Genomic DNA, 18,555 nt, shown 5'->3' with positions numbered 1-18,555 from the left:
ATGAGCACATATATTTATAGAAAAAAAAGTTCAAATCGTTTATACTTTTAAAGATATGAAAAAAGGTTTTGATAACGATAAATATTTGAAAATTCAGTCTGAACACATTAAAGAGCGTATTTCGCATTTTGGAAATAAGCTTTATTTGGAATTTGGCGGTAAACTTTTTGATGACTTTCATGCAAGTCGGGTTTTACCAGGGTTTGAGCCAGACAGTAAACTTAAAATGCTTTTGCAACTGGCTGATATGGCAGAAATTATAATCGTAATCAGCGCATTAGATATTGAAAAAAACAAAGTTCGTGGCGACTTGGGAATTACTTACGACAAAGATGTCCTTCGTCTACGTCAGGAATTTATGGACAGAGGGTTATTTGTAGGTTCTGTCGTTATTACGCATTATTGCGGACAGGAAGGAGCAAAGGCCTTTGCTAAACGTCTTAAAAAACTTGGAATAAAGTCTTATTTTCATTATTTGATAGAAGGTTATCCGAACAATGTTGCTCTTATCGACAGCGATAAAGGATATGGAAAAAATGATTATGTAGAAACCTCACGTCCGCTTGTTGTTGTTACAGCACCAGGACCTGGTTCTGGAAAAATGGCTGTCTGCTTAAGCCAGCTTTATAACGAAAATGTTCGCGGTGTAAAAGCAGGTTATGCCAAGTTTGAAACGTTCCCTATTTGGAATCTTCCTCTAAAACATCCTGTAAATCTTGCTTACGAAGCGGCAACTGCCGATTTAAACGATGTAAATATGATTGACCCATGGCATCTCGAAGCTTATGGAGTTACGACTGTAAACTACAACCGCGATATAGAAATTTATCCAGTATTGGATGCAATCTTTAAGGGAATTTTTGGAGAAAATCCATATAAATCGCCAACAGACATGGGCGTAAATATGGCTGGCAACTGTATCTTTGATGACGAAGCATGTTGCTATGCAAGCCGCCAGGAAATTATCAGACGCTACTATACCGCATTGTGCAACCTTGCTGATGGAAAGAGCGAAGAATCCGAAGTTAACAAACTTACTCTTTTAATGCAGCAGGCAAAAATAACTCCAGCCGACCGTCTTGTTACTGTTGCCGCAAACAAACGCGCAGAAAAATCTGGACTTCCAGCAGCCGCTATCGAACTGAACGACGGCACAATAATCACTTCAGAAACCTCTGATTTGCTTGGAACTTGCGCAGCCCTCGTATTAAACGCAATCAAACATCTTGCTGGAATCGACCACAGCGTAAAACTTATTCCTACTGCAATGATTGCGCCGATTCAAAATATGAAGGTGAACTATTTACAGGGAAACAATCCTCGTCTTCATACAGATGAAGTTCTCGTGGCACTTTCTATGCTTAGTCCAAACGACGAAAACTGCAAAAAGGCTCTTGAACAGTTGCCTGCTTTAAAAGGTTGTCAGGTTCATACGAGCGTAATGCTTAGCGAAGTAGACCGCAAGATTTTTAAAAAACTCGGCGTCGATTTAACAAGCGATCCTGTAAAAAAACGCTAGGCTTGCTGTCTTAAACGGTAAATGCACGGACAGATACGGAAAAGTTCTATGACCGATGTTGAAAATCTTGAAAAACTTATAAAAGACATTTTTAATGTTGAAAAAGTTGTAAAAAACAAGAAGAACACAAACAAATGCATTTCGCCGCTAAACAGTGAACCGAAAAATCTCTTTGCCGAAAACTTTATAAAGCGACTAAAACGCCTTCAAAAAAAGTATTCGGCGGACAGACAGACAATTATTCAGATTACAGAAAAAGTAAAGAACATAGCGGAAGCAAGAAACTCCAGATGGGCAGGACCTTATTCTGAACTTGTTGCCTTGGACTTTTATTCGCAGTTTTCGGAATTTTTTAATCTTAGTTACATCAATATTCTTCCTGTCGAAAAGCACAAAAGCGCGATTCCTTCGAAAATCGGGCATACTCAGACAATAGACATAGATTTGTGCCTGCACTTTAGACACTACGATATTTTTACTGACGTAAAGTCATTTAACTGTATTCATCAAAATATTCTCGAGGAAATTTTTGAACGTGTTGAAGAATATGCAATGTTTTCGCTAAAAAAATCTGTAATGATTGGAGCAGATAACCGCTCAGAAATCGATTATTCAGAAGTAAAGAAAAACCTTGGTGTTGAAAAAGTGCGGATTTTTCGGGCTTTGGTACAGGCTGTTTCGGAAAATAAGCGTGTTTTAAAATATACTTCTCGTTCAGGAATAGATTTTACATTCAGAATTCAGTATACCGACATTTTGACAACTGTTGCAGAATATTCACCATTTGCTATGGCAGAAGCTTACAAGTTTAAGTTTTTGGACTACGGTTCAAAACTTTTGGACAACGAATATTCGGTCATTACAATCGTAAAAAACCCGTGGTTTAACAGCGAAACGGTTGATTTTGGAGACTTTAACAATCTTTTTTACCGTTCACTCGCACGCCGTACATTTATCGAACTGAACAGAATTGACGAAAAAGCCTGTGAACATTCTGGGGCATATTGCTCAACACAACTTACGGTAAAAGAAGTTGCACAAAACCTCGCAGGAATTATTTTTATCGACGATAACAGCGCAACCGAAAAAATGCAGAAATCGCTATATAGCGCCTATTTTTATATGAACCCGAACTATAAAAATAAAATGCCTCTCACGATTCGCAAAATGGAAAAATATTTTAGAAACTCTCGCGAAATTCAAATTCAAGATTTTGACGACTTTAAATGGGACAACTATTAGCAAGAAAACGCCTGTTTGCACTAAATTGATTGCACGGCCATTAGACTGATTGTACTTTTCACAAGAGCGCAAATTCATTAAAATGTCAGAGATTCTTCTATATAAAAAGTTTTGTTTAGTAAGAGGTAATATATGTTAAAATTACAGGGTGCATTTACAGCCATGATTACACCGATGAAGTCTGACTGTTCTGTTGATTATGAAGGCTTTAGAAAAACTGTAAAATTCCAGCTTGATCAGGGCATTGACGGTCTTGTTCCACTTGGAACTACAGCAGAAACTCCAACTCTCGACGAACGTCCTGGACAGGAAGAAGACCAGCTTATTTCTATTGTAATGGAAGAAGTTAAAGCGTTTGAAAACGCAACTGGAAAGCATATTCCTGTAATTTTAGGAGCAGGCAGCAACAATACAAAAGATGCAGTTGCTTATTGTGAACGCGCAAAAAAAGCAGGTGCAGACGCTGCGCTTGTTGTTACCCCGTATTACAACAAACCTTCAAAAGAAGGCATTTACCAGCACTTTGCAGCTGTAAGCAAAGTTGGAATTCCAATCGTAGTATATAACATTGCCGGAAGAACTGGCGTAAATATTACAACAGATACACTTGCACGCATTGCAGAACTTCCGAATATTGTCGGCGTAAAAGAAGCAAGCGGCAATATCAATCAAATGATGGAAGTAATTGCCACAATCAAATCTAAAAAGCCAGATTTTGCAGTTTTGAGCGGAGATGATGCTCTTACACTTCCTTTAATTTCTGTCGGTGGCGACGGTATAATATCAGTAGTTTCTAACCTTGCTCCTGCCGCAGTCGTAGAAATGGCGCATAAGGCGCTCGAAGGTGATTTTGACGCTGCACGCAAGGCACATTATAAATTGCTTCCATTCTTTAAAGCTGCCTTTGTTGACGGAAATCCTACATCAATCAAATACGCAATGAGCGTAAAAGGCATGCCGTCTGGTCCATGCCGGCTTCCTCTTGCAGAAGTAAACGATGGCGCAAAAAAAGTGATAGAAGCTGCATTAAAAGAGTGCGGTCTGTAATCAAAATCACAAAAATACAACTAATGCTGAGTTTTTATTGGAGATAACAAAATGGAAAGAATAAATGTTGGTGTTTTGGGTGCAACTGGAATGGTTGGACAAAGATATATCAAATTGCTGGAAAATCACCCTTGGTTTAAGGTAACCTATGTTGCAGCAAGTCCTCGTTCAGCTGGAAAACTTTATCCTGAAGCTGTAAAAAACCGCTGGCTTATTGGAGCAGATATTCCTGATGACGTAAAAAATCTTACTGTTCAGGATGCAAATGAGCCTAAACTTGCGCTCGGAAAGTGCCGTTTTGTTTTTTCTGCGCTCGAAATGGGCAAGGACGAAATCAAGGCTTTGGAAGCGGCTTATGCGGCAGAAGGAATTCCTGTTGTTTCTAACGCAAGCGCAAACCGCTGGACAGAAGATGTTCCTATGCTTATTCCTGAAATCAATTATTCTCACCTCGATGTAATTGCCGAGCAGAAAAAGCACCACGGCTGGGACAAGGGGTTTGTTGCAGTAAAGCCGAACTGTTCTTTGCAGACATATATGATTCCAATTTTCGCCCTTATAAAGGCAGGCTACCCAGTAAAGAGAATGACAGTTACAACATTGCAGGCTGTTTCTGGAGCAGGTTATCCAGGAGTTTCTTCGTTCGATATGATTGATAATATCGTGCCGTTTATCGGAGGAGAAGAAGAAAAAACAGAAAAAGAATGTCTTAAAATTTTGGGAACAGTGCAGAACGGAAAGATTGAAAATGCTTCTGAACCAGTTGTATCTGCAACCTGTACACGCGTTCCTGTAATCGATGGACATACTGCAAGTGTAAACCTCGAATTTGACCTTCCAGAAGACAAAAAGCCTTCTATTGAACAAATCTTAAAAGTTTGGGAAGAATTTACTTCTCTTCCACAGAAATTAAAGCTTCCTTCTGCGCCGGAACACCCGATTGTATACCGCGAAGAAGAAAACCGTCCTCAGCCACGTCGCGACCGTGACACAGAAAAGGGCATGGCCTGCGTAATCGGAAGACTGCGCAAATGCAGCGTTTTTGACGTTAAGTTTGTAGCCCTCAGCCACAACACAAAGCGCGGAGCTGCCCTCGGCGGTATCTTGAATGCAGAACTCTTAAAAGCAAAGGGTTTTTTTGACTAACTAAATATAACAAAACAGGGGCTTTCTGCGTTTTGCGGATAAGCCTCTTTTTTTGGAGAAAATACTATGGAAAAAACTTTTCCGATCAATAGCGAAGAATTAAAAAAGCTTACACAAACATATCCGACTCCGTTCTATCTTTATGATGAAAAAGCGATCCGCGAAAATATGCGCAAATTTACAAAGGCGTTTTCGATTTTTCCGAAATTCCGCGAACACTTTGCCGTAAAGGCCTGTCCTAATCCTTACATTTTAAAGATTCTTGCGGAAGAGGGGTGCGGAGGCGACTGTTCGAGCCTGCCGGAACTTATGCTCTGTGAGATTGCAGGAATCAAAAAAGACAAGGTAATCTTTACCTCAAACGAGACTCCTGCTTCTGAGTTTAAGTATGCATTTGCAAATGGAAACATAATCAATCTTGACGACTTTACTCACATCAATTTTTTGGAAAAAGCTCTCGGAAAACTTCCAGAAACACTCTGCTTCCGGTACAATCCAGGCTCTGCAAAACACGGATGCAATTCAATAATAGGAAAGCCAGAAGAAGCAAAATACGGACTTACACGCGAACAGATGCTCGAAGCATACAAGGTTGCAAAAGCAAAGGGTGTAAAGCATTTTGGACTTCATACTATGGTGGCTTCGAACGAATTGAATCCAGACTTTTTTGTTGATACTGCAAAACTCGTCTTTGAACTTGCAGTAGAAGTAAAGGAAAAATGCGGTGTAAACATTGAATTTGTGGATTTGGGCGGAGGACTTGGAATTCCTTACAAACCAGAACAAAAGGCCGTAGACTACGATGAAGTAGCAAAAGGAATCCGCGCAGAATACGACAAAATTATTGTGCCTGCAGGACTTGATCCTCTCGGAATTTATTGGGAATGCGGACGTCCTGTTACAGGCCCTTACGGCTTGCTTGTTGCAAAGGCAATTCACGAAAAGCACATCTACAGGGAATACATAGGTCTTGATTCTTGCATGGCAGACTTGATGAGACCTGGCATGTACGGTTCTTACCACGAAGTTACTGTAAGCGGAAAAGAAAACGCACCAAAAGACCACGTATACGACGTAGTAGGCTCTCTCTGCGAAAACTGCGACAAGTTTGCAGTTCAGAGAGAACTTCCAAAAATCGATATAGGCGACCTTGTAATAATCCATGATGCAGGAGCACACGGTCGTGCAATGGGCTTTAATTACAATGGAAAACTAAGATGCGGCGAGCTTCTTTTGCGCACAGATGGCACTGTAAAAGAAATCCGCCGTCGCGAGACAATCAACGACCTTTTTGCAACACTTGACCTTGAAGGCGTTGAAAACTTTAAATAAAAACAGACAAAAATGCAAAGTCAGTTGGCTAAAAAACAGTCCGCTGGCTTTGCAAGTTTTTATTCTTCAATTGTTACGGCAATATACTTCTTACTTAAAAAATTTCCTCATACTCATACTTAAATTACAGCCTTAAGAATCCGTTTTTCGGTGTTTTATCTTTTTAATTTAATTTTTTTATAACTTTCCAAAAGCATTTTCAAATTCAACTTTTTTATTTTCATCAGTGGTAGAAAAAAACGGAAGTCCCATTAAAATGAATTTTTCGTTTTTTTCAATAAATGGTTTTTCTATTCCATATTTTTTTTCAATTTGAAGTAAAAAGTTTTCTTTCCATTCATCTTTTTCTAATAATTGTTTTCCTTTTGGTTCAATGAAAACTTGAAAATATAAATTCGCTTTTTCTGATTTTTTATCCTTCAACAAAAGCAAAAAGTCCGGGCAAAATCCTTCGCCACTTTCAAACGAAAAAATTTTATAAACTTCTTCGTTTCTTAAAAGGCAAACTTCATATTTTTCTTCTAAGTTTTTGACTCTTAATTTTATAAAATTTACTAACGCTCGCTCTTCATCTGTTCCCCAAAAAGAATTTAGTGCATACCAATTTAAATTTTTTAATTCATTTTCAAGTTTTAAATTTTCTTCTTTGTCTTTTGCATTTTCAATATTTAACATTTTAATTTTTTCTGAAGAAAAACATTTTTCAAAAGGAACAAATTTAAAATCTGTTCCAATAAATGGCTTATCGTATTGTTCAAGTTGATTTTGACAAAACTTAAAAAATTTAATGGCAACTTGCAAAAGAATTTTGTTTTCGATTTCTTTAATTGAATTAACGTGGCTTTGGATAAACAGATTTATTTTTACTTCATTTAAATAATCAAAAAAATCATTCAAAGAAGAAATTTCAAAACGTTTTTGCAGATTTTCAAAAGTAAAATAACAAAAATTGTCAGAATTTAAAATGTGAATTGCTTTTTGCAAAATATGAAGGGGAAAATCGTTTAAAGTTAAAAAAAGTGTTTTCCATTCCCCTGTTTCTTGAAAGAAAAATTTATTTTCTACAGTTTGATTTTCTTCGTTTAATTTTAATTCGTACACTTGTGAATTATGAGAATAAATTTTATCTTCAAAAATTAGATTTTTTAAATCGTCCGGCAAAGTTTTTAAACGGCGATTTGGATTTTCTTTTTTTTCGTTTACAAGTAGATTTAGTTTTTTAAGGATTTTTTGATTTTCTTCTTTGATACAAAACTTTTTTTGAATTCTTTTATCATCAATTAAACCTTTATTTTTTAATTCATTTGTTAATTCACTTAAATATTTTACATCGTTGTCTGAATGAAAATAAAATTCTTCTAAAACACGCACTTCATTATTTAAATCAGAATCAAATTTTCTTTTATTTTTTTGAAACTCGCCATATTCAAAAGGAAAATATCTTACACCTCGACCAATAAGTTGAACTTCACTTGTTGTGCTTGTTCCAGCTTTTTTATTTTTAAAATCTGTGTCGCGTCCTTTGTAAAGTCTGACACTATCGTAAAGATTTAAAACGTCCCAACCTTCCGTTAAACGCTGAACGGTAAAAACTGCGCGAATTGGATTTTGCGGATTTTCTAAACTATTTAAAAGCTTATCTTGCTCAGCGTCAGTTTTTTCTTTTTTTGTTTTATTTGTTTTGCTGTTTGTAATTAAACAAGTTCTGTCTGTGAAATTATCTTTTATAAAATCTACAATTCGGCTTAAAGGAATTTTATTTTTTTGAATATAAAATTTTATTTTTTCAAAAATATCATTTGTTCCATCGTAAGCTTGAGGGATTTCTGATTCTTCTTTGTTTGGAATTTGTGTATTTTTATTCTCTAAAAAGTTTAAATCTTCTTCTTTTAATTTTGAACAAAGTTTTAAAAATTCGGTTAAAGCTTGATTTGATTCTTCAATTGTTTTGCTTCTAAATAAAATTACAGGTTTAAAATTTGGAATATTGTATTTTAAGGCAATTTGACTTCTATACCAATTTAAAACTAACGCTTGTAAAATCCGTTCATTTTGATTTAAAGAAGAACGAACCAAGCGAATATGTTTTGTAAAACCTGCTTCAACAAATTTTTTTAAATCAAATTGAATTATAATTTTATCTTCGTATTTTTGTTTTGCTTCTGGCGTTTCTGGAATTGTTGCCGTAAATTCTAAAAGAGCATTTTTATTTTGAGATGAATTTTTATTTTCTTTATTTAAAATAAAATGGCAAATTGTTGTTTCCCAAGATTTTTCTAAATCTTCTTCTTTTGCGCCGTCTTTTAATTCATCTAAAAAAGTAAAATCTGAATTTTCTAAATCATTTGACAAATCTTTTTCTGAAATTTTATTTTTCTTTTTATTTGTTGTTGCGTTTAAATGATGAGCTTCGTCTGCAAGCAAAACTAAATTTCGTTTTTGTAAATCAGAAAGTAAAAGTGAAGATTCGCTTTCTTTGTAAATGTCGTTATGAAGTTTTTGAATTGTTGTAAATTTAATTTGAATATCGTTTGAAGAAGAAAATTGTTCAACTTCTTTAATATTTATTCTTTTTTCATCAATTATAATATTTTCTTTAAACAAATATTTTTGATGATTTTTATTTATAAAATTGTCTTGAGTTTTTCCTAAGATTGCGTTTTGATTTACAAAAAAAATAAAATTGTTGATTTTGTGTTCTTTGTAATAATACAAAATTAACGCCGCCATAACTAAAGTTTTTCCGCTTCCGGTTGCCATATTAAACATTAAATGATTTGGCGAAACTTCTTCACCTTTTTTTTGCCTTTTATTTCGAGTTCTTTCGTTAATTAAAAAATTTTCTAACGCTTCTCTTTGCCAGTCAAATAATTCATATTTTAAATTTTCTGTAATGTAAGAAGGAATTTCATAATCTTCAGAGTTTAAAACTTCTTTTTGGTTTTGAATTTTTTCGTATAACATTATTTTTCTTCCTTAAAGTGAACTGTAAAAATCTTGTGTAAAAGTAATGTCGTCTTTTGTTAAATTGTTAGTTTCGTCGTTTCTGTCAGAAAAATTTACGTAAAGCTGATTTAAATCTAACATTCGGCAAAACATTTCTTTTTGTTTTTCTAAAGGAAGTTCTTTAAAACGCGGAAGTTTAATTTCTTTTAAGAATTCATTTATTTTTACGTTGTAATGAAGAAAATATTTTTTAGAAAGTTCTTCAAAAAGATTAACCAATTCTTCGTAAGTTGAACAATTTTGAATTAACGCAATCGCCTTTTGATTTTTTTGAGCAAGTTCAAAATAAACAAAGGAACCGCCACCTTGCCACGAAACAGATTTTGAAATTCCGGTAGTATCGCCGTTAATAACATTTTTAAGTCTAACAACACTGTCATTTTTACCATAATCAAGTTGTTCAATTCCAATATATTGGCGATTCATTTTGTGAGCAACGGCAGCAGTTGTTCCGGAACCAAGATGAAAATCTAAAACAATATCATTTTCTTCTGAAAGCATTTCAATTATTCTTGAAAGAAGCATTTCAGGTTTTTTTGCATTTTTTAATGTAACTCCACCTTCTGGAGCTATGCCTGTAGTTTTTATATCACTCCATAAGGAGCCTAATTCTTTTAATATTGCCTTTTTACCATTTTTTGTAATTCCAATATTTTTTGAGTAAAATCTGACCATTCTACCACGATATGTGTAAATATCTTCTTTGTTTTCTCGATTATATATGTCCCATGAGTTGGATTTTTTAGAACGTTCCATTGCATTTTTTAAACCTTCTCCAGGTTCTTTTGGTCCTATTCCTTGAAAAATGCAGTCAGCATTTTCTATAACAAAGTCAGTAACATTTTCTTTTTCAATATTTCGTTCTTTTAATATTTCATTTACAGATTTTACTTCCCACTTATGAAAATCTTTTTCCTCTTTTTTATTTATAATAAATTTGTTATAAGCTGTATCATATTTTCGTTCTATCCATAAAGGTTTATATTTTCTACATCTATAATTTTTTGCATAAAGTAACCCATATTCACAATTTTTGGGCATAAATGGATTTTGAAATTCATTAGCTGCACCTTCATTCATTTTAATTGTTACAACTTGTATAAAGTCAAAAATTTCATTCATAAGAATTTGTAAATACGCTTGTTCGTTATCATCGCATTGCACAAAAATTGCACCGTCGTCTTTTAAAAGTTCTTTTGCAATTTCAAGACGGTTTTTCATAAAGGTTAGCCAGCTTGAATGATTAAAATTATCGTTATAAGAAAAACTATCGCTTCCTGTATTGTAGGGCGGATCGATATATACGAGCTTCACCTTTCCGGCAAATTCTTCTTTTAATGAATGAAGTGCTAAAAGATTGTTGCCTTTTATAATTAAATTGTCTGTAATTGTGTTTTCGTCAAGTCCGCGTTTTTTGTTAATTTCTGCGTCTCGATTTAATTTTGTGCAAGGTTTTTGTCCTGTTTTGTCGTAAACTTTTGCATTTGTAAAAGCTTTTGGACTAAAAAGGCTGTCAATTTCGTCTCGAGCTAAAATTTGGTTGTAAAAAATTTCTTTTCGTTTGCAAGTTGCGTCTTCATATTTACCAGTTTTTTCGTTAAATTTATAAAAAGTGTCTAAGCCGTCTTCTTTTGTTTGTCCGCCTTCTAAAACGCAATCTTTAAAAGGAAAATTTAGGACAACTTCTGTTTTGTCTGTTAATTCTTCGTCTGCAAAATAAAGTCCGATTTTTTTTCCTAAATATTTTGAATAAGAATTACAAGCAAAAGAAAAATCTAAAAATTCTTTAAATTCTCGAGTTTTAAAAATAAAACTGTCTAAAACCGGAGTAAAAAATTCTTTTTTAACTGTTTTATTTTTTAGCAAAACTTCTAAAAGTTGTGGATTTGCATTTTCAACTTCTTCTTTAATTTTATTTATTTTTAATTCTCCGTTTTCTGTTGCAAGATTTGGAATTGATTTTAAAAGATTTTCAATTGTAGCTTTTAAAGCGTTTGTTTCTGGCATTTTTTATTTCCTTAAAAGATTGTCACACGGATTGGAAATTGTTAACGCAATTTCTTTAAAAAAGTTATCTAAAAGATAGAATTAGATATTTAATTGTCGGAATTTTAATAAAAAACTTAATCTTTAAGAATTCCTAAGTATTCATTTTGAATTATTAAAATTACTATTTGATAGTTCTAAATATAAACAAATGGTTTACTTTTTAAATATGCTTTTAAATGAATTAAATCAAATATATGTTGATAATATAAAAAAATACAGAAATTTAAAAAAATTAAGTCAAGCAGAGCTTTCAGAAAAAGTAGAAATAACCGAAAAATATTTAAGTGCTATTGAGACTGGCAAAAAATGGGGTTCTTTTGAAACTTTAGTTTCTCTTGCAAATGCTTTAGAAGTTGAACCTTACGAGTTACTTTTGCCAAATTCTCAAAGCGCAAGTTACGACACAAAACGCACACGCTCTTTAATGAAGCGCCTTCGCTCAAATGTAGCAGATTTAATGGACACTTTAGAAGATTATTTAGGTGAGTAGAAATTTTGCAGTGTGTAAATAGATTATTTTGGGTGTGAAAACTTACTATTTTCTCACTGCAAAATGACTATTTGCACTGTGCATAATGATTATTTACATCGCGCAAACATACTATTTTCACTGTGCAAATAGACTATTTTTGTGATGCAAAATTTATTTTGTAATTCCAAATAAAGATTCTTTATTTTTTCCAAGTTTTAAAATTGTTGATTCTTTTATGATTTTTTTTGCTTCTTCTGAACATTTATCTTGCCCATCAACTGCAATAAAAATTTGTTTACCGTGTGAATATTCTTTGTAAAAAGAAAGAACTAAATTTAACCTGTTATCTTCCAATTCGTGAAAAATATATGAATCGTGAATTAAATATGGAATTTCTGTTTTTAATAAAACAGCTAAATCAAAAAGAATTAAATTTAAATGTTTTGTTCCTGTTCCCACATCGTTTTCTTTATAAAGTCTATAAGATTTTTGAGTGGGAAATTCAAAAACTAAAGCTCCGTTTTCTTTATTAAAAAGTTGCAAAGTTATTAAAATTTCATTAGCGATTTTAGAAAGTGCATTTTCTTGAATTAAAGAAAACTCTTTTTCTATTTTTGATTTTTCTTCGTTTAAAGAATTTTTTAAATCAAATTTTTTTAATTCCTCTTTTATTTGATTAATTCTAATAGACTTTTTTGCAAATTGTTCTAAAATCGTTTGAGAAATATCTTGAAATTCTGGTGAAATTTTATTTTCAAGTTCTTCTATTTTGTTTAACACTTGATTTAGTTTTTTTGTTAATTTTAAAACTTCGTCATCGCATTCTTTATTTACAATTTTACAAACATTACTGTGAAAACTTGAAATATCATTTATTTTTTGTAAATTAACTTGTGGAAAAAAACTTTGTAAAACTTTTAAATCTTGTTCAGAAGGATTTGCATTTGAATCAATTTTTTCAATGGCAGCAATTTCACTTTGTAATTTTGAACGAATAGAACGCAAAGATTTTAATTTGCTTTTTATTTCCATACATTCACTTGCAGATTTTTCTTCAAAAATAAATAAATCTTTTGCCTTTCCAAATTTTGTTTGTTCAAGTTCTGTTTCAAGATTTTTTAATTCTTCTTCTAACGTTTTTTTATCTTTTTGAGATTCAATTGAAATTTTTATAAAACCAAAGTTTTTTGCATTTTTAAAAGATGTTATTTTATTTTCTGCTTGTTCTAATTCTTGCGCTTTTGATTTTATAGTTTTATATACTTTAAAAAGTTTTTCAAATCGATTTATACTTTTTGACTGGCTTGTATCCCCTTCAATTTTTAAAGGATTATCAAAATCTGTTTCAAATCTTCCTGCAATATGAGAATATGGCGAAACTATTTCTCTAAAAGATAATTCACTTTCAATTTTATATAAACGTTTAAGAAAATTAGTAAAACCAGTTAAAGTAAATTCTTTTTCTTTTTCAAGAATTTGATAATTTTTATCACATTGAAAAATTTTTCCGGGATTTTCTGTTGAACGCAGAAAATAATAAATTTTATTTTCAAATTTATGAGCAAAATAAATTGTGTGATTTCCAAAAAGTTCAACAATTTTATTTTTTTTGTCTGTGTAAGAATTTCCGCCAAAGGCAAAATCAATTATTAAAAGAAATGTTGATTTTCCAATTGAATTTGCTTTGTCGTTTTCTCCTAAAACAATATTTAACCCAGTTTTAAAATTAATTTTTTTGGAATCGTCTTTAAATAAATTAGATTTTATTTCATAGAGCATAATTTTACTTCCTCGCTTATTTTATCAATTTGAATTTTATTTAAAGCAAAAAGACAATTTAAAACTTCTATGTAATTTTGAATTGATTCAAATTCTTTTTTATGTTTTTTATAAAGTTCGTGAATGTTTTGAGATTTTTTTTGAAGTTCAGTTAATACAACAGAAAATTTTGAAATTACAGAATCTGAATAAGGAATCATTTTATTTGGTAGTAACATCAAAAACCTCACACAATTGAACAAAATAAGCAACAATACATTTCATATAACGAAAATATGAATCAGAAAGTCCTGTTTTAGTTAAAAAATAATTCACCATTGAATCAAAAATTTCTTGTTTAGAAGTTATATTTTCTCTTAATTTTTTATAGTGATTATTTACACTTTTTAAAATAAAATCCGAAGGTATTGCACCTTCTTTTTGTTCTTCACAAAAAAATTGATTTATCTTTTTGTAAAATTTTGTAACATAGTTTTGAACTTCACAACAAAGAAAATAATCATCAGGAATTTTTCTTTCTATATAAGTTACAGACGAAATATATTCTTCAATATCATTTGCAGATTTTATATTACATAAAGTTTTTACAGTTTCTTTTAATTTTTTTTCAAAGTCTTTTTCATCTTCAAGAGAAATTAAATTTTCTGTTTTTTGATTTCGTCTATCTTTTTCTTGAATTCTTTTTCTAACAATTTGAAAAAATAATTTTGTTAATTCTTCTGCCAGATTTTTAAAAGTAACATTTTCATCATTTGGAAAAAATTCACAACACAAATCATTTACATTGTCTTCATTGTAATCATTTTCAAAAATTGATTTAAAATAATTTGTAAGTTTTTCTCGTGAAAAATTTTTTTTAATAAATCTTGCTTTTGGTTTTGGAAGTTTTTCTGAATTTAAATATCGTTTTAAATTATTCTTATTATCAGTGTTAAATGGATTTTCTATTCCATCGTTTAAGGAATTAGAAATTAATTCAATCATAAAATCTACGTCGCTTGTATCTTTTACAAGTATTTCATCTATCGTATTTATAAAATCTGCAAAATTCCATTTTAATTCTGAATAATTCTGATTTTTTTCCAAATTTTACTCTCTCTAATTCCGATTATTTCTGATTAGTCAACTTTTATGTTTTTTATAATTAAAACGTAAGATAAAAAAAGAAGTTTTCTTTTTCTTACAGAAGTTTCTAACTTCTTAAATTGTAACACGATACATTAATTTTGCAAAAAATAATGTATCTTAAGGAAATTTGTTATGGCAAATACCGAAAACAATTCATTCATTAAATTGCAGGAATCTGCAAACGGTCGTGTTTCTGTTAAATTGCAGAAAAATCATTTTTCTAAAGATGGAACAGAAAACTTTTTTGGCAAAGTTGAACGAGTTACTTTTTCAGCTCAAAATATTTTAGACGCAATGGCATCTGAAATTCCACTTGTAGATTTAGGAACTGTTACAAGCGTTTTAAATTGTTATACAAATACAGTTTTAAAAGTTCTTTCAAATGGAAATGCAGTAAAATTTGGTGAACTTGGACTTTTTTACATTGCCGGAAAAGGCGCTGTAGAAAACGACAAAACAAAACCAAATCTAACTGTAAAATTTTCACCATCTCAAACTTTGCGTGACGCTGTTCAAAATGTAGAAATTTCTTCTGTATCATTAAACAAGTTTGAAGGCGAAATTACAAAAATTCAAGACATTACAACCGGCAACACAGACGGCACTTTAACTTTAAAAGGTTCTGTTTTACTTGAAGGAACTGGCTTAAAAGTTGGTGGAGAAAATTCAGGAATTTATTTTGCTCCATTAAATGAAGACAAAAATGTTTTAACAGAAGCAGAATGGATAAAAGTTGAAACTACTCTTGTTTTTAATCAACCGTCAAAACTTTTATTTTCAATTCCAGAAAGTGTTATAAACGGAAGTTACAAAATCGTAATTAGAACACATATTTTTGGCCGTTCAAACTACGCGCGAAAAGAATTATTAGAAGTAATTTCTGATGTTGTAACTGTTGCGTAAAGGTTTTTGTAAAAATTTTCCTTTGGGCAGATTTTTTAATTTGCCCGGAGGAAGTTTTTATAGGAAATGAATAATGAAAGATAAGGATATATAAAAACTCGCTGTAGCAGTTATGCTGTGGTATTTTAACGACTCTCATTTTAACAGAAATCGTCGAAAACATTTCCCCCTGTCCATTCTTCTCCTAAGGCAATTGTATAATATTTGTCAACGCCATCTTCTGAAAAGAATGTGCCTAAATTTTTATGAATGTAAATGTTATTTTCATATGTTATTTCTGCAAGTTTCCATGGCTTTATAGATTCTTTTTCTGCATCTGTACATTTTATAATGATTGATGTTTTTTCTTTATTAAATTGAAATTTACAGATTTTAGATTTGTAATGAGGATTTTTGCAGAAGATTTTATTTTCTTGAAGATTGTTATAATAATCTTCAAGAGTATTTTTTATTGAATTTTTTGGACAGCATGGAAATTCATTTTTTGTCCACCAGTTATTTCTTTGCACAGCATTTTTATTTAACGATTTTACATCTTTAAATTCTGTATAATCATATTTTTCTTCAAATTTTAATTTTTTATAAAGTTCCGACGCCCTATTTACTTCTTCTTGTGAAATATTTTGCATCCAAAATAAATTTTGCGGAAGAATACTTTTTACATTTTCAAAATCTTCTAGAACCTCTTCGAACTTTTTCTTTTTACTGATAATTAGTAATTGCGATCGAACATTTGGCTGTAAAACATGGAATTGGAATTTTGTTACCCAAAGTAGATTTTCTGCTCTATTGTCTTTTTTGTTGTAATTTTTATGAAAAATAACATGTTGCTTTGTTTGCTGTTCACCACAGAAAGCTGTTGCTACTATAGCATGAACTTTATGAGTTCCAATATTGTAAAATCCTTTATCATCAATACTTGTGCCAAATGTCCAAATTTCATCGTCTTTTCTTGTTCTTTTTCCAAGTCGAGAATGACGAAGAATTTCTCCTGAGTTTTTTACTGAGTATGATTCTTCTTTATATGTTATTTCTTTTTGTAAAATCTCAGAAGACATTTTTTTCAAAAAACAGAATCTTGTTCATCTTCAATTTGGTCATAATTATTGAATTTGTATTCCAATAAAATAGCACCAATTTGTGGACCAATTTGAGCTTTTGCAGAAATTGCAATACCAGATAAATCGTCCGGCAGTTTTTTTTCATTTACGCCCCAAATTGCAGCTAGTGTTCTAGCTCCTTTTGACAGGGAATAAGTCCAATAATTTTCATCCTTATAAACTGAAGTTGGATCTATTTCGTCAATTATTTTAGGTATTCCATATGTTTTAGCAATTCTGTCTTTGATATTTTCAAAAGCAGTTTTTATCTCAGTCCCATAATCATTTACAGATATTTCATCGCTTAAAGCTTTGATGCCATAAAGTCCTGCTTTTTCATTTACGAAAGCAATATAAATTTTGAAAAAAGGATGACTTTTTGAGGGGAGAATAGAATACATATCTCCTTCAATATGTTCTAGCTCATTTCCATTACAAACTTCTGCAATTTGCTCTATTGTCATTCCTTTTTTTAACCCAAAAGGGGAAGCAAAAATTGTTACCGGTAAAATTATCAATAAAAAAAATGTAAATAACTTCTTCATCTTTTTCTCCTTGCTTTTACTCATAAAATCGTGCCCGCCTGCACTGCTTCACCTTTGTATATAAGAATCCGCCTAATTATTATACAGTTCCTTACAAAATATTTGAACTGCAAAATCTGCCCCTTTTCCTGCTCCGTTGTATTCTTCCTTCGATGCTTTTACAGCTTTTTATCTTTCTTCCGTATCTAGCAAAAAAAAACAACACCTGACTTCTGTCTTCTATTTTCTGCCTGTGATGTTCATTTTTTTTGATTTTTGAACGGTCAGTTTTCTGGTCAAAACAAATTTTACTTACAATTCAAAAAAGTATAAAATGACAAAAGGTGGATATTTTGGTAAAAAAAGTTCTAACGCAAAGCACACTAGCACAAGAACTATTAAATGTAAAAATTCTCCTTATGCCGAAGCAAAAAAGTTTTTTAAGAAACTTACACAAGGATACAAAGCGAAAGATTTAAATACAAAATATGGCAAAGGGAAAATTGTAAAATTTGATGATGGAACAGTAGTTACTTTTAGACCTGTTACTAGCAGTCCAAAAAGTCCTGCAGTTGATATACAAATAACTTCAGCAACATCAAAATTTCAAAAACAAAAAATTCATTTTTCTAAAAAGGTATAAAACAATGAAAACAATTCAACTTAAATTTACAAATAAAATGAAAACTGATTTAAAAAACTTGATCGGTAAAAAGATTAATTTTATAGAAATTCTACACGACGATTTTCCGCAAAAAAATGAAAACAAAACAACTTATTCATCTTTTCAAAATACATGGATAAATATACAAGGAAAAATTTTTAATCTCCATAATGAATGTGAAGAAAATATTTCTTTTCTAGATGATTTTGAAACTGAATACGCTTGTTTTTCTTTTGTAAATCGTTCTATAGAAGAAACTCCATATAATGCATTTGAAACTGAACGCGATATAATTCAAATTAACGAAATTATAAAAGAAATCAAAATCGTTACCGATGAATATGTTGCAACAAAAAAATCCGATGAAACAAAAGAAAAATTTTTTACTGACAATGCAATTATTTTTGTTTTAGAAAATTATACATTAATTTTTGAAAGACCAATTTTCTGGTCAGAACAAATTTTAGTTACAATTCAAGAAAATAGCACTCCTATAAAATTGCAACATCTTTCAAATGCAGTAGATTTTGATTGTGATGATTATGAAATAAAATTTTCAAGAATGAAAGAAAAATTATAAAAAGAGCACGAGTTATAATCAAAAGTTGTGGATTGCCTGAGAAGGCATAGAAAAAGAGGTCTAC

General features: G+C 31.3%; 16 protein-coding genes. 9 read left to right on the top strand and 7 right to left on the bottom strand.

Annotation, left to right across the window (positions count from 1 at the left end; all coding sequences use genetic code 11):
* Nucleotides 1–55: 55 nt before the first annotated feature.
* The 5 genes from ACT6XC_RS04940 (at nucleotide 56) to lysA (ending at nucleotide 6,286) form a co-directional block, all read left to right on the top strand.
* A complete protein-coding gene (locus tag ACT6XC_RS04940; protein ID WP_443737838.1) occupies nucleotides 56–1,519 on the top strand; it encodes a DUF1846 domain-containing protein in 1,464 nt (487 codons plus the stop codon).
* Between the two features lie 48 nt (nucleotides 1,520–1,567).
* Nucleotides 1,568–2,761, top strand: a complete 1,194-nt coding sequence (locus tag ACT6XC_RS04935; RefSeq protein ID WP_443741011.1) for a hypothetical protein — start codon at nucleotides 1,568–1,570, stop codon at nucleotides 2,759–2,761.
* A gap of 132 nt (nucleotides 2,762–2,893) precedes the next feature.
* On the top strand, nucleotides 2,894–3,808 hold the full coding sequence (gene dapA, locus ACT6XC_RS04930; RefSeq protein WP_443741010.1) for a 4-hydroxy-tetrahydrodipicolinate synthase: 915 nt from the start codon (nucleotides 2,894–2,896) through the stop codon (nucleotides 3,806–3,808).
* A gap of 51 nt (nucleotides 3,809–3,859) precedes the next feature.
* On the top strand, nucleotides 3,860–4,954 hold the full coding sequence (gene asd, locus ACT6XC_RS04925) for an aspartate-semialdehyde dehydrogenase (protein WP_443741009.1): 1,095 nt from the start codon (nucleotides 3,860–3,862) through the stop codon (nucleotides 4,952–4,954).
* Nucleotides 4,955–5,020: 66 nt separating this feature from the next.
* Nucleotides 5,021–6,286 (top strand): diaminopimelate decarboxylase, encoded by a 1,266-nt coding sequence (gene lysA / locus ACT6XC_RS04920; protein ID WP_443741008.1) that lies wholly within the window; start codon nucleotides 5,021–5,023, stop codon nucleotides 6,284–6,286.
* Between the two features lie 177 nt (nucleotides 6,287–6,463).
* Here the strand turns inward: lysA and ACT6XC_RS04915 are convergent, their stop codons facing one another.
* Both ACT6XC_RS04915 and ACT6XC_RS04910 read right to left on the bottom strand, forming a co-directional pair.
* Nucleotides 6,464–9,250: a DEAD/DEAH box helicase family protein gene (locus tag ACT6XC_RS04915; RefSeq protein ID WP_443741007.1), complete on the bottom strand. Its 2,787-nt coding sequence runs from the start codon at nucleotides 9,248–9,250 to the stop codon at nucleotides 6,464–6,466.
* A 12-nt stretch (nucleotides 9,251–9,262) separates the two neighbouring features.
* Complete coding sequence (locus ACT6XC_RS04910) at nucleotides 9,263–11,299, bottom strand: site-specific DNA-methyltransferase (protein ID WP_443741006.1); 2,037 nt, start codon at nucleotides 11,297–11,299, stop codon at nucleotides 9,263–9,265.
* A gap of 190 nt (nucleotides 11,300–11,489) precedes the next feature.
* Between ACT6XC_RS04910 and ACT6XC_RS04905 the strand changes: the two genes are divergently transcribed.
* Nucleotides 11,490–11,831, top strand: coding sequence for a helix-turn-helix domain-containing protein (locus ACT6XC_RS04905; protein WP_443741005.1), 342 nt, complete (start codon nucleotides 11,490–11,492; stop codon nucleotides 11,829–11,831).
* Nucleotides 11,832–11,984: 153 nt separating this feature from the next.
* Here the strand turns inward: ACT6XC_RS04905 and ACT6XC_RS04900 are convergent, their stop codons facing one another.
* From ACT6XC_RS04900 to ACT6XC_RS04890, 3 genes are read right to left on the bottom strand one after another with little or no spacing between them, the layout of a single operon-like run.
* Nucleotides 11,985–13,592 (bottom strand): DUF2326 domain-containing protein, encoded by a 1,608-nt coding sequence (locus ACT6XC_RS04900; protein ID WP_443741004.1) that lies wholly within the window; start codon nucleotides 13,590–13,592, stop codon nucleotides 11,985–11,987.
* Nucleotides 13,577–13,810: an ABC-three component system middle component 7 gene (locus ACT6XC_RS04895; protein WP_443741003.1), complete on the bottom strand. Its 234-nt coding sequence runs from the start codon at nucleotides 13,808–13,810 to the stop codon at nucleotides 13,577–13,579. Before ACT6XC_RS04895 ends, ACT6XC_RS04900 begins: the two co-directional genes overlap by 16 nt.
* Entirely contained in the window at nucleotides 13,794–14,678 is an 885-nt protein-coding gene (locus ACT6XC_RS04890) for an ABC-three component system protein (protein ID WP_443741002.1), read from the bottom strand. The genes ACT6XC_RS04895 and ACT6XC_RS04890 overlap by 17 nt, the downstream gene beginning before the upstream one ends.
* A gap of 174 nt (nucleotides 14,679–14,852) precedes the next feature.
* Between ACT6XC_RS04890 and ACT6XC_RS04885 the strand changes: the two genes are divergently transcribed.
* Nucleotides 14,853–15,623: a DUF4469 domain-containing protein gene (locus tag ACT6XC_RS04885; RefSeq protein ID WP_443741001.1), complete on the top strand. Its 771-nt coding sequence runs from the start codon at nucleotides 14,853–14,855 to the stop codon at nucleotides 15,621–15,623.
* 140 nt (nucleotides 15,624–15,763) lie between these two features.
* On the opposite strand, the gene ACT6XC_RS04880 is transcribed toward ACT6XC_RS04885, so the two are convergent.
* Together ACT6XC_RS04880 and ACT6XC_RS04875 are read right to left on the bottom strand one after the other, a co-directional pair.
* Entirely contained in the window at nucleotides 15,764–16,681 is a 918-nt protein-coding gene (locus tag ACT6XC_RS04880) for an HNH endonuclease (protein WP_443741042.1), read from the bottom strand.
* Nucleotides 16,682–16,686: 5 nt separating this feature from the next.
* On the bottom strand, nucleotides 16,687–17,268 hold the full coding sequence (locus ACT6XC_RS04875) for a hypothetical protein (protein WP_443741000.1): 582 nt from the start codon (nucleotides 17,266–17,268) through the stop codon (nucleotides 16,687–16,689).
* Between the two features lie 313 nt (nucleotides 17,269–17,581).
* Here ACT6XC_RS04875 and ACT6XC_RS04870 point away from each other — a divergent pair, with 313 nt between their 5' ends.
* Nucleotides 17,582–17,890 carry a hypothetical protein gene (locus tag ACT6XC_RS04870; protein WP_443740999.1) on the top strand — a complete coding sequence of 103 codons (309 nt, stop codon included), beginning with the start codon at nucleotides 17,582–17,584 and terminating at the stop codon, nucleotides 17,888–17,890.
* A gap of 4 nt (nucleotides 17,891–17,894) precedes the next feature.
* A complete protein-coding gene (locus tag ACT6XC_RS04865; protein ID WP_443740998.1) occupies nucleotides 17,895–18,491 on the top strand; it encodes a hypothetical protein in 597 nt (198 codons plus the stop codon).
* Nucleotides 18,492–18,555 lie beyond the last annotated feature (64 nt).

Source organism: Treponema berlinense, assembly GCF_052273165.1.
Lineage (GTDB): Bacteria > Spirochaetota > Spirochaetia > Treponematales > Treponemataceae > Treponema_D > Treponema_D berlinense_A.
Note: the sequence above shows the minus strand (reverse complement) of the source record. Positions and strands in the feature narration are given on the sequence as shown.